17 protein-coding genes, 1 other RNA gene and 1 riboswitch are annotated in these 20,106 nt (G+C 41.4%); of the genes, 15 read left to right on the top strand and 3 right to left on the bottom strand.

Going from position 1 to position 20,106, the window contains the following annotated elements; all coding sequences use genetic code 11:
* Positions 1 to 6 precede the first annotated feature (6 nt).
* From treC to ssrA, 4 genes are all read left to right on the top strand, one after another.
* On the top strand, positions 7 to 1,692 hold the full coding sequence (gene treC, locus EV207_RS14535) for an alpha,alpha-phosphotrehalase (RefSeq protein ID WP_132746881.1): 1,686 nt from the start codon (positions 7 to 9) through the stop codon (positions 1,690 to 1,692).
* Between the two features lie 89 nt (positions 1,693 to 1,781).
* On the top strand, positions 1,782 to 2,504 hold the full coding sequence (treR, locus tag EV207_RS14530) for a trehalose operon repressor (RefSeq protein WP_132746880.1): 723 nt from the start codon (positions 1,782 to 1,784) through the stop codon (positions 2,502 to 2,504).
* Positions 2,505 to 2,575: 71 nt separating this feature from the next.
* Positions 2,576 to 3,043, top strand: coding sequence for an SsrA-binding protein SmpB (gene smpB, locus EV207_RS14525; protein WP_132746879.1), 468 nt, complete (start codon positions 2,576 to 2,578; stop codon positions 3,041 to 3,043).
* A 145-nt stretch (positions 3,044 to 3,188) separates the two neighbouring features.
* Positions 3,189 to 3,546, top strand: a transfer-messenger RNA (tmRNA) gene (gene ssrA, locus EV207_RS14520).
* A 618-nt stretch (positions 3,547 to 4,164) separates the two neighbouring features.
* Here ssrA and EV207_RS14515 read toward each other — a convergent pair.
* Both EV207_RS14515 and EV207_RS14510 read right to left on the bottom strand, forming a co-directional pair.
* On the bottom strand, positions 4,165 to 4,998 hold the full coding sequence (locus EV207_RS14515; RefSeq protein ID WP_132746878.1) for a COG4705 family protein: 834 nt from the start codon (positions 4,996 to 4,998) through the stop codon (positions 4,165 to 4,167).
* A 302-nt stretch (positions 4,999 to 5,300) separates the two neighbouring features.
* Positions 5,301 to 5,810, bottom strand: coding sequence for a PepSY domain-containing protein (locus tag EV207_RS14510; protein WP_132746877.1), 510 nt, complete (start codon positions 5,808 to 5,810; stop codon positions 5,301 to 5,303).
* A gap of 181 nt (positions 5,811 to 5,991) precedes the next feature.
* Here EV207_RS14510 and EV207_RS14505 point away from each other — a divergent pair, with 181 nt between their 5' ends.
* The 8 genes from EV207_RS14505 (at position 5,992) to EV207_RS14470 (ending at position 13,546) form a co-directional block, all read left to right on the top strand.
* Positions 5,992 to 6,684 carry a response regulator transcription factor gene (locus EV207_RS14505; RefSeq protein WP_132746876.1) on the top strand — a complete coding sequence of 231 codons (693 nt, stop codon included), beginning with the start codon at positions 5,992 to 5,994 and terminating at the stop codon, positions 6,682 to 6,684.
* A gap of 26 nt (positions 6,685 to 6,710) precedes the next feature.
* The gene (locus EV207_RS14500) at positions 6,711 to 8,144 is read left to right on the top strand and encodes a sensor histidine kinase (protein WP_132746875.1); all 1,434 of its coding nucleotides are present in this window, start codon (positions 6,711 to 6,713) and stop codon (positions 8,142 to 8,144) included.
* Between the two features lie 29 nt (positions 8,145 to 8,173).
* Positions 8,174 to 8,557 (top strand): YkvA family protein, encoded by a 384-nt coding sequence (locus tag EV207_RS14495; protein WP_132746874.1) that lies wholly within the window; start codon positions 8,174 to 8,176, stop codon positions 8,555 to 8,557.
* Positions 8,558 to 8,806: 249 nt separating this feature from the next.
* Positions 8,807 to 9,583, top strand: a complete 777-nt coding sequence (locus EV207_RS14490; protein WP_132746873.1) for a DedA family protein — start codon at positions 8,807 to 8,809, stop codon at positions 9,581 to 9,583.
* Positions 9,584 to 9,648: 65 nt separating this feature from the next.
* On the top strand, positions 9,649 to 10,701 hold the full coding sequence (locus EV207_RS14485; protein ID WP_132746872.1) for a glycosyltransferase family 2 protein: 1,053 nt from the start codon (positions 9,649 to 9,651) through the stop codon (positions 10,699 to 10,701).
* The gene (locus tag EV207_RS14480) at positions 10,655 to 11,053 is read left to right on the top strand and encodes a GtrA family protein (RefSeq protein ID WP_341539806.1); all 399 of its coding nucleotides are present in this window, start codon (positions 10,655 to 10,657) and stop codon (positions 11,051 to 11,053) included. Before EV207_RS14485 ends, EV207_RS14480 begins: the two co-directional genes overlap by 47 nt.
* Before the next feature lie 98 nt (positions 11,054 to 11,151).
* Complete coding sequence (locus EV207_RS14475; RefSeq protein ID WP_132746927.1) at positions 11,152 to 12,828, top strand: DUF6044 family protein; 1,677 nt, start codon at positions 11,152 to 11,154, stop codon at positions 12,826 to 12,828.
* 100 nt (positions 12,829 to 12,928) lie between these two features.
* Positions 12,929 to 13,546: a DedA family protein gene (locus EV207_RS14470; RefSeq protein ID WP_132746871.1), complete on the top strand. Its 618-nt coding sequence runs from the start codon at positions 12,929 to 12,931 to the stop codon at positions 13,544 to 13,546.
* A gap of 86 nt (positions 13,547 to 13,632) precedes the next feature.
* Here EV207_RS14470 and EV207_RS14465 read toward each other — a convergent pair whose 3' ends face one another.
* On the bottom strand, positions 13,633 to 15,375 hold the full coding sequence (locus tag EV207_RS14465) for an ABC transporter ATP-binding protein (protein ID WP_132746870.1): 1,743 nt from the start codon (positions 15,373 to 15,375) through the stop codon (positions 13,633 to 13,635).
* Positions 15,376 to 15,876: 501 nt separating this feature from the next.
* Positions 15,877 to 15,988: riboswitch (SAM riboswitch) on the top strand.
* A 77-nt stretch (positions 15,989 to 16,065) separates the two neighbouring features.
* On the opposite strand from EV207_RS14465, the gene EV207_RS14460 reads away from it, so the two are divergent.
* The 3 genes from EV207_RS14460 to tnpA all read left to right on the top strand — a co-directional run.
* The gene (locus tag EV207_RS14460; RefSeq protein WP_132746869.1) at positions 16,066 to 17,913 is read left to right on the top strand and encodes an assimilatory sulfite reductase (NADPH) flavoprotein subunit; all 1,848 of its coding nucleotides are present in this window, start codon (positions 16,066 to 16,068) and stop codon (positions 17,911 to 17,913) included.
* 33 nt (positions 17,914 to 17,946) lie between these two features.
* On the top strand, positions 17,947 to 19,677 hold the full coding sequence (gene cysI / locus EV207_RS14455) for an assimilatory sulfite reductase (NADPH) hemoprotein subunit (protein ID WP_132746868.1): 1,731 nt from the start codon (positions 17,947 to 17,949) through the stop codon (positions 19,675 to 19,677).
* A 184-nt stretch (positions 19,678 to 19,861) separates the two neighbouring features.
* A partial coding sequence (tnpA, locus tag EV207_RS14450) for an IS200/IS605 family transposase (protein ID WP_132746867.1) occupies positions 19,862 to 20,106 on the top strand: 245 nt, incomplete at its 3' end.

The following is a 20,106-nucleotide window of genomic DNA, read 5'->3' as shown; positions in this document are numbered from 1 at the left end:
GGAAATATGGTTGAACCTTGGTGGAAGAAGGCTGTTGTATATCAGATCTATCCGAAAAGCTTCAAGGATACAACGGGGGACGGCTTAGGAGATATCCAAGGTATTATTGAAAAGCTTGATTACCTAAAAGAACTTGGGGTTGATGTCATTTGGCTGACCCCGATTTACAAATCGCCTCAGCACGATAATGGTTATGATATCAGTGATTATTTTCAGATCGATGAACGGTTCGGCGCCATGGCTGATTTTGAACAATTATTATCAGAAGCCCATAGCCGAGGCATTAAATTAATTATGGATATGGTTGTTAATCACACATCAATCGATCATGTCTGGTTCCATAAAGCAACAGCTTCCAAAGGCAGCCCTTATCGGAATTATTACATCTGGAAGGATCCTGTGGATGGTCATGAACCAAATAATTGGCAGTCAAAATTTGGCGGATCGGCTTGGGAGTATGATGTGAAGACAGAGCAATATTATTTGCATTTATATGATGTCACACAGGCTGATCTGAATTGGGAAAATGAGGCCGTTCGCAAAGATGTGTACGATATGATGCACTTCTGGTTTGATAAAGGGGTGGACGGCTTCCGACTTGATGTCATTAATGTTATATCTAAAGACCAAGACTTTCCTAATGATGACGGTTCGGTAACACCCGGTGACGGCCGCAAATTCTATACTGATGGACCGCGGGTGCATGACTATCTCCATGAAATGAATACCCATGTTTTCGCCAAGCATGATGCCATGACAGTCGGGGAAATGTCTTCGACGTCCATAGAAGATTGCATAAAATATACAAATCCAGAAAGCGCTGAACTTGACATGGTTTTTAATTTCCACCACTTGAAGGTGGATTATCCGGATGGGGAAAAATGGGAGATAGCTGATTTTGATTTTGTGACTTTAAAGAAAATCCTTTCCGAATGGCAGACCCGAATGAATGAAGGTGGAGGATGGAATGCATTGTTCTGGTGCAATCACGACCAGCCCCGAATCGTCTCAAGATACGGTAATGACGGTGAATTTAGGGTTGAATCGGCGAAAATGTTGGCAACAACGATGTATATGATGCAAGGCACCCCTTATATTTATCAAGGGGAAGAGATCGGCATGACCAATCCTGATTTTGACCGATTGGAAGATTACCGTGATGTTGAAACGCTTAATATGTATGAGATTTTAAAAGGCGAAGGGAAATCCCATAGGGAAATCATCAATATTCTGAAGCAAAAATCGAGGGATAATTCACGGACACCTGTGCATTGGAATAGTGATCCGAACGGCGGTTTTACAACCGGTACGCCGTGGATCAATTCGGCTGCAAATGCCAATCAGATCAATGTTGCAAAAGCTTTGGAAAATCGCGATTCTGTTTTTTATCATTATCAAAAACTGATTGAATTGAGAAAAACACACAACATCATCACATACGGTGATTATCAGCTGATCCAAGGCGACCATCCCGACCTCTTTATTTATATAAGGAGCTGGCAAAACGAAAAGCTGCTTGTAATCAATAACTTTTACGGAAAGACAAGCCAATGTCATTTGTCTGATGATGTGCATGCGAACGGGTTCGAGAGCGAGATTCTTATCTCAAATTATCGTGATTCCGCTGAGGATTATCGAAGAATAACTTTAAGACCATATGAATCAGTGGTCTATCATTTGAAAAGGAAATAAGCATAATATTTGACGGCGCCGGCCTGCCAGCCTGCACCGTCTCTTTGTCCCTTCTATAAAACATGATACAATACAATATGGTGATAAAGATGAGAGAAAATAAGTTTTTGGCAATATATAATGAAATCGCAAAGAAAATTCGGGATGGCAAACCAAGCCCGGGCCAATTGCTGCCATCCGAGCATGATTTAACTGAAGAATATAATACATCCAGGGAAACGATCCGTAAGGCGCTAAATTTGTTATCGCAAAATGGCTATATTCAAAAAATGCGCGGCAGGGGCTCCATCGTTTTAGATGTCAGCAAATTTGATTTCCCTGTATCTGGGCTCGTCAGTTTTAAGGAATTAGCTGATAACTTCGGGTTAAAGTGGGGAACGCACGTTCATGAACTGGTGCTTTTGAAGCCAGACGAGTGGTTGAAAAAAGAACTGCAAATGACCGGCAAAGAAGAAGTCTGGAAGCTTGTCAGATCAAGGGAAATAGATGGCGAACGGATCATCTTGGATAAGGATTTTATCAAGAAGGAATTTGTGCCGACACTCACAAAGGATATTAGTGAGAAGTCCATCTATGAGTATTTTGAAAATGACTTGGGGCTTGTGATTAGCTTCGCAAAAAAAGAAATAACCGTTGAAGAGGTTACTGAGGAAGATCAAACCTGCTTGGATTTGATGGGCTACAAACATGTTGTTGTCGTCAAAAATCACGTCTACTTGGAGGATGCCAGTCTTTTGCAAATGACAGAATCTAGACACAGGCTGGATAAGTTTCGATTCGTTGATTTTGCAAGGAGAGAACATCGCGCCTAAGCTTGCAGCGTTATCCTGATTCATATTATAATAAAGATTACGCATGCAGATGCCTGAGGGGGGAAAAAGCTATGACTAAGACTGAAAGCCGTGTGCTTGCACAAAATCGCCGGGCGAGACATGATTACTTTATTGAGGAAACATTTGAAGCGGGCATCGTCCTTCAAGGTACGGAGATCAAATCGGTTCGAAAAGGCTCCGTCAACTTTAAAGATGCTTTCGCGCGCGTGGAGCATGGCGAAGTCTTCCTCCACAATATGCATATCAGCCCTTATGAGCAGGGCAACCGCTATAATCATGACCCGCTTAGAACGAGGAAGCTCTTGCTTCATAAAAAAGAAATCAACAAGCTGCTCGGCAAATCAAAGGAAACGGGCTACGCGATTATCCCGTTAAAAATGTATATCAAACACGGCTATGCCAAAGTCCTGATCGGCATTGGCAAAGGTAAAAAGAATTACGATAAGCGTGATACATTGAAAAAGAAATCAGCACAGCGTGAAATCGAGAAAGCCTTTCGGGAACGCCAAAAAATGTAAGGTGGTTGCGATTTTAGGTCAAGTGTGCTATTATAATACATGTAACTTGATCTGACTGAAACGCCAGTCCTTTTATTAAAAGTGCGATGTGTGAGTTAAGTGCACTTTTCAAAAAGGAGAAACGGACTTTTTGAATTTCCTTTAAGGGGACGTTACGGATTCGACAGGGGTAGGTCGGGTTTAAGTTGCGAGCCGAGGGGGTCGGCCTCGTTAAAACGCCAAAGCCTATAACTGGCAAAGAAAACAACAACCTCGCTTTTGCTGCGTAAGTAGCATAGCGGTTCCTCCCTCCATCGCCCATGTGGTAGGGTAAGGGACTCAACTAAGTGGGATACGCCGGACGCCCGCCTCCTGAGGGCTATGGAAGAGAACAATCGGGATAGCGGCACTGAAGCCTGTCGATAGGCCGGCGTGACCGCGAAACGCTAATATATCGACTACGCTCGTAGAAGCTTAAATTACGATATCTCTGGACGTGGGTTCAACTCCCACCGTCTCCACCAATACATAATGTTGGTGGTTTTTTGTCGTTTAGGAAACTATAGAATGTCAAAACCATTAGATGTGGCACACGAGACTTGGGTTATGAAAGATATGAATGATTGGTTGTAAGGGTAACACAAATCCTGTTTTTGTATGTTTCACTTGTAAGAGCCTTTTTTGTCACAAAAAAATATACAGATGTTGGTTCGATAAACACCAGGACATGATCTTTGATGTTCCCCAATAGAGAGTATTCCTCTTTTGAATTGTTATAAATTGGGGATCGGACCATCAGCACCTATTGTTAGGATTTTTATCGGACTGTGGTTCCGTTATTTGGTCTTTCAAGAGGTCATTTGAGTGGAATAAGAGCAAAAAGCGGAATCTGAGTCCTATAATTTCACAAAAGCGGCACTTTTCTTACAAATAGCGGAATCTGAACCCTATAATGAATGAGTTAAGCTTTTATTTCAGTTTTTAAGTTCTTCCGCGTCCTTTTCCATTTGCTATGACTAGGATTCTCTTATTTTTTGCTTTTGGTAAAAATTCTACATTCTCTATACAAATGGACTAAAAAGCCTGAACCCAGATTCTTGGATTCAGACTCAATTTTTTTTAGCTGTATTATGAACGGCCCGTTATCTGGACTGGTCCGGGTCATCTATTCTCGTCTTGGTTAGGTAAAAAACCAAGCACAAGATTGTTATTAGAAAGATTGCGCTAGTGCCTACTGTACCTAGACCAAGTCCACCGGCATGACGTGGCTGTGAAAGAAAGTCGCCGAGAGAGGCGCCGAAAGGACGGGTTAAGATGTAGGCTATCCAGAAGGCTAGCACTGCATTCAGCTTAAAGAAATAGTAGGCGATTGTAACCGCCGCGATTAGTGCTGCAAACATTAACGCTGATTTCCAATAACCTAAGTTAATGCCCTCTGCTATAAGATCGCCTGCTGATGTACCTAAGGCGAAAGTGAACAAGATAGCCAACCAGTAGAATGCTTCTCGTTTGGTTGTGTGTATAGAGTGAATGGACAGTGTCTTCTCGCTCATATACCATGCCGCAAAGGTCGCCAGCAATAGGAGGCTGAAGATGATGGTGGTCGTCTTAAGGGGGACCCCGAGATTGTCCACAAGGTTGTCAGATCCTAATGTACCGACAACGCTGATCAGTACGACTGCAAGCCAGTAAATCCTTGGTACATACTTTAATGACCTAAATTGGAAGAACAGTGTGATGAGCAAAAGGCCGCCCATGACCAAAGTCGTGTTGGTCAAACCCAAGTTCAGCTTTTCGTTTAGTAAGTCTGCGGCTGTCTCGCCAACGGTGGTTGCAAGGATTTTGATGATCCAGAAGTAGATCGTGATTTCCGGAACCTTGTTTAACATTTGCCGTCCTAACGATGGGGCGGCTTCGGCTTTATTAGAAATAGATGGATTTCCCCTATTATTCTGATCCTTACCATACTGTTCCATTTATGATCCTCCTTATTTTTTATTTGCTTTTCCAGGCTTTTTTTAGATTTGAAAAATACTTCAGCAAGATAAGTGTTTAAATTACCAGGTAATGATAAATCCCCCCACCAAAATTGCCGTATTTTTAGATACAATTAACGGACATGTTATGAGGGGAAAAAGTTCATTACGGGAAGATCCTAAACTAAAATGAAAACTAACACCCGATGAAAAGCCGATCTTCTTTAGTAAGAAGAACGGCTAGTGCAAATGAAAAAATCACGCATTTAATCGGCAGTCATTAAAACCAGAAAGAACATTTATTATTCTTTTTCGTTATCTTTGTCTCCAGATTCTATTTTAAGAAGTGAGCCATTGGTTGCGTCCACTTTTACCTCTTTAACTGTGTTATTATTTTTAATAACAACATTAAAGTTAACGCGGCCATTTTCGTTTTCTAATTCAACTTGTTTGACTTGGCCTTTTACAGACGCTAAAGCCGTTTTTACAGCTGCCTCCTTCGATATTTTAGCAGCCTTTTTCAGTTGTTGCTGCTCCTTAGCATCAGAAACCTCGCCATCACCGTCGCCTTTGTCTTCCTTTACTTGCTCTTGATCATCTGCAACCTCGCCATCACCGTCACCTTTATCTTGCTTTACCTGTTTCTGGTCATCAGCCATTTCACCGTCACCATCACCCTTATGAGAGTGATTGGCAGCTATTTTTGTTGAAGCGTGAGCGTCAGTGACCGGAAAGTGGAAACTTTGAAAAGCAATACCTCCACCGACAATGGCGAAGGATAGCCCGGCAATAAGTAAAGGCTTTTTGTACATGTGAAAACCTCCCAATAGTTTTTTCTTACACTCTTAATTTACCCTTAGAAAATGAGAGGAATAAGGATATTCAAATGATAAATTGATGAGAAACTTCTCATTATTTTCTCACTTTAATTTTGTTAATTTTTACTTGCAAAAAGGTACAATGGAGAAAGAGCATAAAATGGGGGGGGCAAAATTGAATCCGCTATCTATTCTGCTTGTTGAAGATGAAGAGAATGTAGCACAGTTTATTGAGCTTGAGTTAAGGCATGAAGGTTATGACGTTACTCGTGCAGACGATGGTGAGGCAGCTTTAGAATTCTTCCGAGAAGGTAATTGGGATTTGTTATTACTGGATTGGATGCTCCCGAAGCTTGATGGATTAGAAGTTTGCCGTCGGATAAGAAAGAAAAGCAATACTCCCATCATTATTCTGACAGCTAGAGGGCATATTGGGGATAAAATTGCTGGGTTAGACACTGGTGCTGATGATTATATTACTAAACCCTTTGAAATTGAAGAGTTACTGGCACGCATAAGGGCTGTAACAAGAAGAAATAACCTAAATTCAAATCCGCAAAAAGGTGAAACACTTCAAATCGCTGATCTTGAAATGGATAAATCCAGACGGTTGGTTAAGAGGAACAGCACTGTAATCGATTTAACACCGCGAGAATTCAATTTATTACAGTTTTTAATGGAACATGAGGGAAAGGTCTTGGACCGTGAATGGCTATTATCAGCCGTATGGGGTTATGACTTTATAGGAGAAACCAATGTTGTTGATGTCTATATACGTTATCTGAGAAATAAATTAGACCGGAACTATACACCGAAATTAATTCAAACCGTCCGTGGCGTAGGTTATGTTTTAAGGCCGTCTGATTAACATATATAACACGGAGGTTTTATCTATTGAAACAACCACTTCGAAAGTATGTCAAAAGGACAAATACTCTAATGTACCGTTTTACAATTTGGTATGTTTTGAGCCTACTCTTCGTTACAATAATGATCGGTTTAATTATTATTGTAACAGTAAGTTACCTTTTGTTTAATAATACTCGACATGAAATTAAAGTCATACAAGATAAATTGCTGCTCGCATCAAAGGAAAAAAACGTTGACTGGCAAGAGGCTATTGATAGTCTCCTCTATCCAAATTACGGGAATTATTATGTGAAGGTTTCTAACGCAAATGGTAAAGGGCTTTATTATTCACATGGATGGAAACGTACATTTGAGAGTAACCATACCGAAGCAGTTCAGAAGAATTGGTTAAAACAGATCCTCTGGAACAAGGATCGAGGACTATTCCTTGCAAGTTCGACCCCTTGGACACAAAAGAACGGAGAAATGGGGACGATTCATGTTGCTGCGCAATTAAATAATATCACGGATTTCCTGACAGTATTAATAAAAATATTATTATTTGCGGCTGCATTTGGAATTTTTATGGGCTCATTATTAATTTACTTTTTAACCAAGAGAAACATCCGTCCTCTAATAGAAATAACAAATTCCGTCAGTTTAATGAGGGATTCCTCAGATCTTAAGAAACGGGTACCAGTGCCTAAAGAACCAACCGAATTAACTGAGTTGTCAACAGTATTTAATACACTTTTAGACAAGCTTGAAGACCAATTTGAACGGGAAAAAAGTTTTGTGGCAAATGCCTCTCATGAATTAAAAACACCGATAACGGCTTTAAGAGGTCATTTAAACCTCTTAAAAAGATGGGGAAAGCATAATCCAAAAGTCCTTAAGCAGTCACTTCAAGCTATGGATATTGAGGGTGAGCACATGCAACGATTGGTTCACCAATTATTAAAACTAGCTCAATCAACCAATCCGATAGGTATAACTAGACAGCAAGTAAGGGTTGAATCGGTCATCGCAGATTCAATAAAACAGCTTAAGCCAATTTTAAATAACAAAAAGATTATAATGAACGTGAATTCTAGTGTTGAAGTCATTGGAGATCCTAATCAGTTGAGGCAAGTCACCAATATTTTATTAGAAAACGCCTTGAAATATACGAATGAAGGGGACACCATAGAAATATATTTGTCGGAGTCGCGGGATAAGGATTGCGCTGTCTTTAGTGTCAGTGATACAGGAATCGGGATTCCAACTGGGGAAAAGTCCAGGATATTCGAAAGGTTTTATCGTATTGATAAAGCCCGATCCCGAAAAACAGGCGGAACAGGGTTAGGGCTCGCCATCGCAAAAGAAATTGTTGACAATCATAACGGCTATATTGAAGTCGACAGCACGATCGGGATCGGAAGCAAATTTTCAGTTTTCCTGCCTTTGCCGGGAGGTACAACCGAAAAAAACAGCGAATAATTGAATTATCTAAACATAGGGTGAATCAAATGGATCGGTCATCAAATAATTGGAAACAAAAAGCCAAAAAGCTTAAATCAGAATTGTATACGCTTTATTTAGCAAGCAAACATTATAAAACACCTTGGTACTGTAAAGCTTTGGCTCTTTTAATCATTGCCTATGCATTAAGTCCGATTGATCTTATTCCGGACTTTATACCTGTGTTAGGTTATCTTGATGATGTTATTTTGCTTCCCCTTGGGATCTATTTTACCTTTAAATGGATTCCACAAGAAGTAATAGCAGAATGTCGAGAGCAAGCTAAACAAAAGATACCAATAAATACTGTAACAAAATGGTTTATCGGGACACTAATTATTATTATTTGGCTAGCTATTTTAGTTGGCATTGTTTATTGGCTTATGAATTAAGTGAAGTAAAATCATGTAAAATCAAGAAAATACTAAAAAAACTCGCTGATTGGCGGGTTTTTTTTAGTGCTTTTCAATTCCAATCTGTTTGAGTATACAAAACCAAGGCGATTGGGTAAATAGTTGCCAAAAAATGCAATTAAATAAACTTGAACTTTATTCATATGGAAGATGTCTCTTTATTGCAAACAGTAAAAGTAAGCTTTTTTCACTTTAGATACACGGACAGGTCTAGACAGGAGGCAAAATATGATAAGTACATTTATTGAACTAATAAATAGCCATGGATACCTTATATTGTTTCTGTCACTCATGTTAGAGCTTATTGCTTTACCAATTCCAACTGAAATACTTATGAGTTACGCAGGGTACCTCGCATTTAACGGCGAAATGAGTTGGACGCTTAGCATGGTGGTTGGGATATTGGGTAGTGTATCCGGTATGACAATTGCTTATATTATCGGATTGAAATTGGGCTTTCCTTTCTTCCAGAAATACGGACGGTTCGTTCACTTAAGTCCAGAACGCCTTAACAAAATGTCAAACACATTTAATAGATACCGGATACCCCTGCTCCTCTTCGCATGTTTTATTCCCGGTGTCCGTCATTTGACTGGTTATTCAGCTGGTATAAATAGGTTGTCCTTTCGTTCATTTGCCTTTTTTTCATATCTTGGCGCAGCGATTTGGGTCAGCACCTTTGTTACATTGGGCAAGGTATTAGGTCCGCATTATACATTAATTGAAACGTCGGCAGGCAAGGTCATTATTCCTTTAATTTTGATTAGTGCGGCAATGGTTATTTTATATCGTGTGACAAAAGGAACAAGGGTCAGGATAAAAAAATGTCTCCTACACCTTATTAAAGGCCGTTGTTATTACTTCCGTTCCATCTTAAATCAACTTTTTCAGTCTGTTTTAAAACAAAAGTCGCTGTCATTCATACTGAATTCCCGGACGCTGTCAAAATGGCCAATAAAAGCAGTTTTAACTCTTTTTCTGATTTTATTTAAGTTAAAAAGATAACTGACTTTATGTAATGGCGGAAAATGCACGAAAAACTAATGGATTCAGAGTGGGGAGGAACAAAAATGAACCAGCCTATACTCACCATCGTTGTACCGTGTTACAACGAAGCAGAAGTTTTACGGGAAACAAAGAAACAACTGACATCCAAACTAATTCATTTAATAGAAGAAGAATTAATCGCGCCCCAAAGTAAGCTCCTTTTTGTTGATGATGGCAGCAAGGATACAACATGGTCTTTAATCGACGAAATGAATGCAGAGAGCCCTTTTGTGACAGGGCTAAAATTAGCGCGAAATGTTGGTCACCAAAAAGCCCTTCTTGCAGGACTCGAAACGGCACGCAAAAAGTCTGATTGCGTGATTTCAATTGATGCGGATCTTCAGGATGATGTCTCTGTTATTCGCGAGTTTGTAGAAAAATACCGCGCGGGATATGATATTGTTTTCGGTGTTCGTAAAAGCCGCGATAAAGATACATCATTTAAAAAGGTAACAGCTCAAGGCTTTTACCGATTTATGAATCGTTTGGGTATCGATCTTGTCTATAACCACGCCGATTTTCGTTTAATGAGTAAGCGTGCCCTAACGGAACTTGCGCGTTATGGTGAGAAGAACCTGTTTATACGCGGCATTATTCCACTTATCGGCTTGCGGACGACTAAGGTTTTATACGACCGAAAAGAACGTTTAGCTGGGGAATCAAAGTATCCTTTGAAAAAAATGATTAGTTTTGCTTTTGATGGCATCACATCTTTCAGCGTTGTGCCTATTCGAATGATCACCATCATTGGATTTATTTCATTTTTTATTAGCAGTCTAGCTGGCATCTATGTGTTAGCGGTTAAGTTCCTTGGTCAGCCGAATGAGGGGTGGTCATCTCTAATGGTATCGCTTTGGTTTATCGGCGGTCTGTTACTAATGAGTATGGGCCTTATCGGTGAATATATCGGTAAAATTTATGAAGAAACCAAACATCGACCAAGATTTATCATTGAAACAGATCTTTATTCTAATCAGATGAATCAAAGTGTATTAGAAAGCATGGCCTTCAATTCTTGGAAAAGAGCGGATGATGAAATACTCTTTTATTCGTTTTTTAATAGTAGGATGTATTAATACGGCGGTTGGGATGGCGTTAATGTATATTCTTTATCACGGCACCGGATTCTCCTACTGGACCTCTACATTTACAGGTAATGCCATCGGTGCCTGTGTGAGTTTTTATTTAAATAAAATGTTCACGTTTCAAAGTAAGGATCCTATAGGTAAAAATTTTTTTCGATTTGCAACTGTGATTGTCTGTTGTTATGGGCTTTCCTACGGTTTGGGTAAATCGCTCGCATTTTTTATTCTGTCGGAGGGGCGGCTTATACAGGCCTCTTATGCGTCGGATTTAGCTATCCTATTGGGTACGGTGCTCTATACCCTGACAAATTATTTTGGGCAGAAATACTTTGTTTTTAGTTAACCGGGTTAAATCGGCGGCAAGTTGACATAGATCTTTCCGGGATAACTATAACTAAGGCTATTGGGGAGGAACTGAGTTTGGCGCGCACCTTATTAATAATGTTTCATAACAATAAAAGAATATTACTAGCTTTTTTAATTATCCTGATATATGTTGCACCTTATTTCATTCTTGGGCAAAATGCACATGTGCGCATACATGATAACTTAGATTCTAATGTCGCTTGGTATCGCATTTTGGGGCATAGTTCAACATTATTCGCCCCCATTGGGACAACCATTCCTCAGATCATTAATGGTTTACCAAGGGGCGATTTGTACAGCCAATTTTATGGTATTGTTTTGTTGAATGTATACTTACCGCCAATGGTGGCTTACGGCCTTAACGAGCTTATCACCAGAGTATTTGCGTTTATAGGCATGTATTTACTCCTAAAAGATCATTTTTTTAAGAAAGATGCATCGTCTATTATCTTAGTAGGCACAGCGTTGACTTTTGCTTTAATCCCCTTTTGGCCTTCTGGCATGTTGAGCCAGCTTGGCATGCCTTTGGCATTATGGGCTTTTTTGAATATCCGGGCTCGAAAATCAACATGGCGGGATTATCTCATTCTGACGCTGTTGCCCTTTTACTCGACATTCGTGCTGGGATTTTTCTTTTTTCTAAGTGTTATGGGGGTTCTTTGGCTCGTTGATGTCATTCGAAAAAAAGCATGGAACTGGCGCTTTTTCTTTTCGATTGCGTACATGACGATTATTTACTTAGCGATTGAATATCGTTTGGTGTTCTCGCTGCTGCTGCCGCATGAACCGACGAGCCGGACAGAGTTTGTGGAATCGACATTGTCCCTTCAGCATACTCTTTTATTGTTTTTGAAAAATCTAGTGATTGGCCATAACCAGGATCAGGATCTTCATACACCGATCATTCTTCCACTTGTCCTTCTGGTCATTGTCATGATTTGGAGAAAAGGACTTTGGAAGAATGAGAAGACTTTGGTATGGTTGAGCGCATTATATGCAATTCTGTCTCTCTGGTATGCGTTCTGGTTCTATAAAGGCTGGGAGCCATTAAAAGGGGCTTTTACCCTTCTGACTACATTCAATTTCTCAAGATATCATTATTTGCATCCGATGATAATCTACATTGTTTTCGCTTTGGCTCTTCATTTTATTTGGAAAAAAGGGAAAATAGGGCGAAGAATAGTTAAAATCCTTATTGTTCTTCAATTGTTCGTTCTATTTGGATTCAATGATCAGATCCGCTATCATAACGAACCGACATTTAAACAGTTTTATGCCATCCAGCAATTTCAAGATATAAAAAGTTATATAAATAAACCAGTATCCTCTTACCGGATAGCAAGTATTGGGATCCACCCTGCTATCGCCCAATATAATGGCTTTTATACACTGGATACTTACAATAACTTTTACCCATTAAGCTATAAGCATAAATTCAGGGAAATTATTGCCAAGGAATTGGATAAAAACAAGATGCTTAAGAATTACTATGATAATTGGGGAAGCCGCTGTTATATATTTGTAGATGAACTTGGTAAGAATTATATGTTTACGAAGGATTCAAATAAACAAATAGATAACCTTGAACTTAATATAAAACCATTCAAAAAAATGGGAGGGGAATACATCTTTTCCGCCTTGCCAATCGAACACCCAGAGAAAACGGGTTTAAAGCTTGAGAAAATTTTTCGATCTGATGAATCAGCCTGGACGATTTATCTATATAAGGTGAGATCAGCCACCAAAGCCTAATGGAAAAAGAAAAACTTTTTAAAGACATTATTGTATTAATGTAAATTCTATGACCTACTTTTCGTTATTTTTTCTAGTGGAAGGAAGTGAGATTTCGACTATGCATCAACTTGTAGAATGGTTTGGTTCCTTGGCCACCGCATTGATCTCCGAAATGGGCCATTGGGGGATTTTTATAGGGATGATCCTTGAAAGTGCCTGTATTCCTTTACCAAGTGAAGCTATTATGCCCTTTGGTGGTTTTATGGCTGCGCAGGGAACACTAAATTTTTGGCTTGTAATTCTGGCCGGCATCTTCGGGAATCTCGTTGGTTCTTCTATTGCTTTTTGGATCGGGAGAAAAGGGGGGTATGCTTTTCTTCAGAAATATGGTCATTATGTATGGTTAAATGAACATCATTTAAAAAAAGCTGAGTACTGGTTTGAAAAGTTTGGGGGTTGGGCTGTTTTTCTCGGACGAGATTTACCAATCATTCGAACCTTTATTTCTTTACCGGCGGGAATCGCTCATATGAATTTCAAAAGATTTATGTTGTTCACTTTATTTGGCTGCATACCATGGAATATTTTATTAACTTATGTAGGGTGGAAACTAGGAGACCATTGGCAAGAAGCCCGTCCTTACCTGCAACCGCTAAGCTATATTGCCCTTATTCTTATCCTGTTATGGGGCGGTCAATTGATCTACAAGAACGTCCTTAGGAAACAGAAGGGGTAGCATTATCCTTTCGATAGTTTACCTTATTAAAAGATAAAACCAGCTCTTCCCATTCAATAAGGGGAGAGCTGATTTATTTTAAAAGTTTACACGTGCAATTCAAACTGCTTGGAATAGAGATTTGCATACGCTCCGCCTCTTGCAATCAGCTCATCATGCGAACCTTGTTCCACAATCCCGTCTTTTGTCAGGACGATAATCCGTTCGGCATTGCGGATCGTGGATAGGCGATGGGCAATAACGAGGGTGGTACGTCCTTTTGCTAACAATTCCAGTGATTCCTTAACGATGCTTTCGCTCTCGTTATCAAGTGCACTTGTGGCCTCATCGAAAATTAGCACTGGCGGATTTTTCAAGAAGACGCGGGCGATGCTGAGCCGCTGCTTTTGCCCGCCGGACAGCATGACACCACGCTGGCCTATACATGAGTGGTAGCCATTTGGCAAGCTCATGATAAAGTTATGAGCATTGGCATGCTTGGCTGCAGCGATGATATCTTCATCGCTCGCTGCCGGATTTCCGTAGCGAATGTTTTCCATCACCGTTCCCGCGAAAAGATAAACATCCTGTTGAACAATGCCAATTGTTTTCCTTAAGGACTCCAGGTCAAGATCCCGGACATTGATCCCATCCAATAACACTTCCCCGTCTGTTACATCATAAAAGCGGGGAATGAGCGAGCACAATGTCGTTTTTCCCGCACCAGACGGACCAATCAATGCAACGTACTCCCCTGGCAGGACTTGAAGCGACATGTTTTCCAGGACATCGTCCAAATGGTCCTCGTATCGGAAGGAAACGTGCTTGAACCTAATGTCGCCGCGAACGTCTTGCATAGTTACGGCATTTGGTTTGTTTTCGATTGACGGTTTCAGATTTATGATTTCCATAAAGCGCTGGAAGCCTGTGACGCCTTCTTGAAATTGCGTGCTCATATGCGTCAGTTTCTGAATGGGCTCAATCATAAAGTTGATATACAGTAAAAAAGTGATCAGATCAGCTAAATCTAATGTGCCCCGGGCAATAGTGATGCTGCCGAATATGATCACTGTGACCGTAATCAGTTGGAGGAACGTTTGAATCCAATTGTAAAAGACAGCTTCTGTTTTATAGAACTTTTTTCTGCTGTCAAGGAAACGATTATTTTCCCGGTTGAACTTGTTGACCTCGAGACCCTCGTTGGCAAACGATTTTACAACACGAATACCTGAAAGACTATCTTCCGACTGGGCGTTGACGTCGCCAATTCTCTCTTTATTTCTTCTTAAAGCCTTGTTCTCGGCCTTATTAAAATATAATGAGAGGACACCTAACACTGGCAGAAAGCAGAATACAATAATCGTTAATGGGGCGTTAATAAAGAACAAAATGAAAAACGCGCCTATAAAGCGAACGAAATAATTGATATAGTCTTCTGGTCCGTGATGATACAACTCGGAAAGCAAGAGCAGGTCATTGGTTAAACGAGACATGAGCTGACCCGTCTTTTCTTTATCGTAAAAGCCGAAGGAAAGCTTTTGCATGTGTGCGAACAGCTCACTTCGCAGATCACTTTCCATGCGAGCACCGATTTCATGTCCTTTGTAGTCCACAAAGTAGTTCCCGATATTCTGAATAGCAACGATGACAAGCATCAGCCCGAGAATCCAATACACTTTATTTAACGCGGTTGATAAATCTTCTGCCAGAACATCTTTCGTAATATAACGTACGAGCAACGGAAACACCAAAGTCAAAGCGGATGTGATAAAGGCAGTGGCCAATACGGTAAGAAAGATTTTTAAATACGGTTTGTAATATGAAAGGAATTTTTTTACTGGAAAATCCATGAGTTACCCCTTTATGTGTTATTTCAATGAACACATATAAGGGGGCACACCATAAGTGCGGGCTATGCCTCTGTCTTCACGAAAGGCTCGCCAATCGGCAAGTTTTCTTTAGTTAATCAGAAAGTATAACTTTCTGACGCACATAAGTGCAACTATGCCTCTGTCTTCACCAAAGGCTCGCCAATCGGCAAGTTTTCTTTAAGAAAGTGTTCCACCCTTATATGTTTGTACGGTTAGATTTGTCATGTTTTTCATGTGAATGGCCTCCCTGTTTGTTATTAGTTTCATTTTAATCGATTTTATGGAGGTATTAAATAGGCGACTTTTTTTATAAAAGACTTTACCTCGGATAATTAATTTTTAATTCCTAGTTGACAAATTGGAATAATTGCAGTTTAATATATAATAACAATACAATACAATCAGAAATGACTGATCGGAAAAACCGAAGGTCTCTAACGAAAATGGTTAGGGGCCTTTTTTCTATATAGAATAAGTTAATCCTTATAAAGAGTTGGGGGAGGAACCTGGTCCATTGATCCCACAGCAACCTGTCCTTTTATAGAAGGTAGAAGGTGCTAAGTCCAGCAGGCAGCGGCCTGAATGATAAGGGACGGAATCATTCCTCTTCCTTATCGAAGAGGATTTTTTAATTTTAAAAGCTATATGAAAAAATGCGAGGTGGAATCTTTGAACTTACAGGTCATGAACAGTCCATTTAATCAAGAACAAACAGAGAGCCTTAATCGGCTTCTCCCGACACTGACGGAGGCGCAGAGAATCTGGCTGAGCGGGTATCTGGCTGCGCCGCAGACAATAGCATCGCCGGTTGCCGCAGGTCTTGCTGTACAGAATACATTATCATCCCAAAATGAAGTTCAAACTGCCACAAGGGAAGTGACATTACTCTTCGGATCCGAGACGGGCAATGGGCAAACGCTTGCTGAGGAGCTGTCCAAGAAATTAGCGGAGCGGGATTTTAAAGTGACGCTTTCTTCGCTCGACGATTTCAAGACGAAGGATTTAAAAAAAGTGCAAGACTTGCTGATTGTAACAGCTACACATGGGGAAGGTGATCCGCCTGATAATGCGCTGTCTTTCTATGAATTCATTAACAGCAGACGGGCGCCAAAACTAAAGGACGTACGGTTTTCAGTGTTATCGCTTGGAGATCAGTCCTATGAGTTCTTCTGTCAGACCGGTAAGGATTTTGATAAACGCTTGGAAGAGTTGGGCGGTGAACGCCTGTACCCGCGGGTCGATTGCGATGTTGATTTTGACGAATCCGCTGCAGAGTGGATAGAAGGTGTCCTAGGGACATTGGGTGAGGGGCAACAGGCTAAATCCGCCGGTGAGACTCTCCTGGCACAACAACAAGCCGGAGCTGGGTTACTAACTGAAGAACAGCCCGCCTATACAAGATCAAACCCATTCAGAGCAGAAGTCTTAGACAACTTGAATCTCAACGGGCAAGGATCGAACAAGGAGACACGCCATCTGGAATTATCACTGGATGGATCAAATCTTGCGTTTGAACCAGGTGACAGTCTTGGTATTTACCCTGAGAATGATCCCATCCTAGTAGATAAGTTAATCAACGAGATGAACTGGAACCCTGAAGAGACCGTTCCGGTAAATAAACAAGGGGATATCCTTTCCTTACGTGAAGCCCTGCATACACACTTTGAGATCACAAGGCTGACAAAGCCCTTGCTAGAGCAAGCCGCGAAGCTCTTTAACAACAATGGGCTGAAAGAACTGCTCGCTCCTGGACAGGAGGAAGAACTTAAGGCTTATCTTGAGGGGCGGGATGTGCTTGATTTGATACAAAATTTTCCGCCTGAGGAACTGCCGCCTGGTGATTTTATCAAAACGCTTCGGAAAATCCCGGCTCGCCTCTATTCGATTAGCAGCAGTTCTAAAGCGAATCCGGATGAAGTGCACATTACTGTCGGAACAGTCAGATACAATGCACACGGCCGGGACCGGACCGGTGTCTGCTCTGGGCAATTTGCGGAACGAACCCAGCCTGGAGAAGTCGTACCTGTCTATATTCAGCGCAACCCGAATTTTAAATTTCCTGCCGATCGTGACACACCGGTGATCATGATCGGACCCGGCACTGGTGTCGCCCCCTTCAGATCTTTCCTTGAAGAACGGGAGGAGGACGGTGTTAAGGGGAAAACGTGGCTTTTCTTTGGTGATCAGCACTTTGCCACAGACTTCCTTTATCAGGTCGAATGGCAAAAGTGGCTCAAAGAAAGCATCTTAACGAAAATGGATGTTGCCTTCTCCCGCGATACAGATGAGAAGGTGTATGTGCAGCACCGTATGTTAGAAAAGAGCCGCGACCTCTACCAATGGCTGAAGGAAGGAGCCAATGTCTATATTTGCGGCGATGAGAAATATATGGCAAATGACGTCCATGAGACATTCATTGCGATCCTTGAAAAAGAAGGCGGTATGAGCCACGAGGAAGCTGAAGAATATCTAAATGACATGCGGCGGCAGAAGCGTTATCAACGTGATGTTTACTAGATTATAAAGATAATTTGAAAGGAGCAACGAAAAATGACAGAACATAAATTTCCAGCAAATGATGGACCTCCGAGCGACCTTGAGCGAATTAAAGAGGACAGCAACTACTTGCGGGGATCCATTGCTGAGGGGCTAGAAGACCCGATCACTGCCAGCATTTCCGATGATGATACGAAACTGTTGAAGTTCCATGGCAGTTACCAGCAGGATGACCGCGATTTGCGCAATGAGCGGCGGAAGAAGAAGCTTGAGCCAGCATATCAATACATGATCCGGGTCCGTGCACCAGGAGGGGTGGCGACACCGGAACAGTGGCTGGCAATCGACGATATTGCTCAAAAGTATGGTAATGACACTCTGAAAGTGACGACGAGGCAAGCCTTCCAAATGCACGGTATACTAAAGTGGAATCTTAAGAAAACATTTCAGGAAATTAATGAATCCCTGATGGACACGCTGGCTGCCTGCGGTGATGTCAACAGGAATGTGATGTGCAACCCTAACCCTTACCAATCCGATGTTCACTCGGAGGTGTATGAATGGTCCAAGAAACTCAGTGGATACCTGTCTCCGAGGACCAACGCCTATCACGAAATTTGGCTGGATGGTGAAAAGGTCGTAGACAGCCGCGAAACGGAGGAAGAGGTTGAACCAATGTACGGCACCTTTTATTTGCCGAGGAAATTTAAAATCGGCATAGCGGTTCCCCCATCAAATGATGTGGATATCTTTTCCCATGATCTTGGCTTTATCGCCATATTGGAAGATGGAGAGCTGAAAGGCTTTAATGTTGCCGTCGGCGGCGGCATGGGGATGACTCATGGGGATACGGCGACCTATCCACAGGTCTCACGGGTGATCGGCTTCATTCCGACCGATAAAATTATTGAGGTAGCAGAAACAGTGATTACGATCCAGCGTGATTACGGCAATCGCTCAAACAGGAAGAACGCCCGCTTTAAGTACACCATTGATGCCAGAGGTCTTGATTGGTTTAAAAATGAATTAAACGAAAGGTTAGGATGGCAGCTTGAAGAGACGCGTGCCTTTACTTTCGAGCATAATGGCGACCGTCTTGGCTGGGTTGAGGGTGATGGCAAGTGGCACCTTACTCTATTCATCCAAAACGGCAGGGTCAAAGATTTTGAAAACTATCCGCTTATGACTGGTCTGCGGGAAATCGCCAAAGTCCATACGGGGGATTTTCGGCTCACCCCGAACCAGAACGTGATTATTGCCAATGTCACAAGCGAGGACAAGGACAACATTGCTAGGCTGGTCGAAAAGTATCGCCTCACCGAAGGAAAACATTATTCCGCATTGCGCAGGAATTCAATGGCTTGTGTGGCTTTTCCGACTTGCGGGCTCGCTATGGCAGAATCGGAACGTTATCTTCCTTCTCTGCTGGATAAGCTCGATGTGATCTTAGATGAAGCCGGCCTGCATGAGGAGGAAATCGTTATTCGGATGTCAGGCTGCCCTAACGGCTGTTCCCGCCCTGCCCTGGCTGAAATTGCCTTTATCGGCAAAGCCCCTGGAAAATACAACATGTATCTTGGGGGAGGGTTCGCCGGAGAACGCTTGAACAGGCTTTACCGTGAGAATATTGGTGAAGAGGAGATCCTGGAAAGCCTGCGACCAATCCTTCTTCAGTATGCCAAGGAACGGCAGGAGGGCGAACATTTTGGTGATTATGTCATACGTGCGGGTTATGTCGAAGAAGTTCGTTCCGGACTGGACTTTCACGCAGTAACAAAAAGCTAAAGCATGTGTAAAAAGCCGGTTGCCTTGTGTTAAGGGCAATCGGCTTTATTTTGTTAAATGAAAACCCTAGGCTAGGCCTAGGGTTCAGGAAAGCTTTTAGCGATGTATCAAAAAAAGCCCCTCTTAGTGCTAAAATAAACTTTGGTTCGCCAACCAAATTTATCGAACAAGGAGGGACCTTTTTATGTCATCTGACGTTAACAGTTTAGCACATACAAAATGGAATTGTAAGTATCATATTGTTTTTGCACCAAAGTATAGAAGACAAGTTATATATGGAAAACTGAAAAAAGATATAGGGATGATCTTGAGACAATTATGTGAAAGAAAAGGTGTAGAAATTATAGAAGCAGAAGCTTGTAAGGATCATATTCACATGTTAGTAAGTATTCCACCAAAGATAAGTGTATCTTCTTTTATCGGGTATCT

This window comes from Scopulibacillus darangshiensis (assembly GCF_004341035.1).
Lineage (GTDB): Bacteria > Bacillota > Bacilli > Bacillales > Sporolactobacillaceae > Scopulibacillus > Scopulibacillus darangshiensis.
Note: the sequence above shows the minus strand (reverse complement) of the source record. Positions and strands in the feature narration are given on the sequence as shown.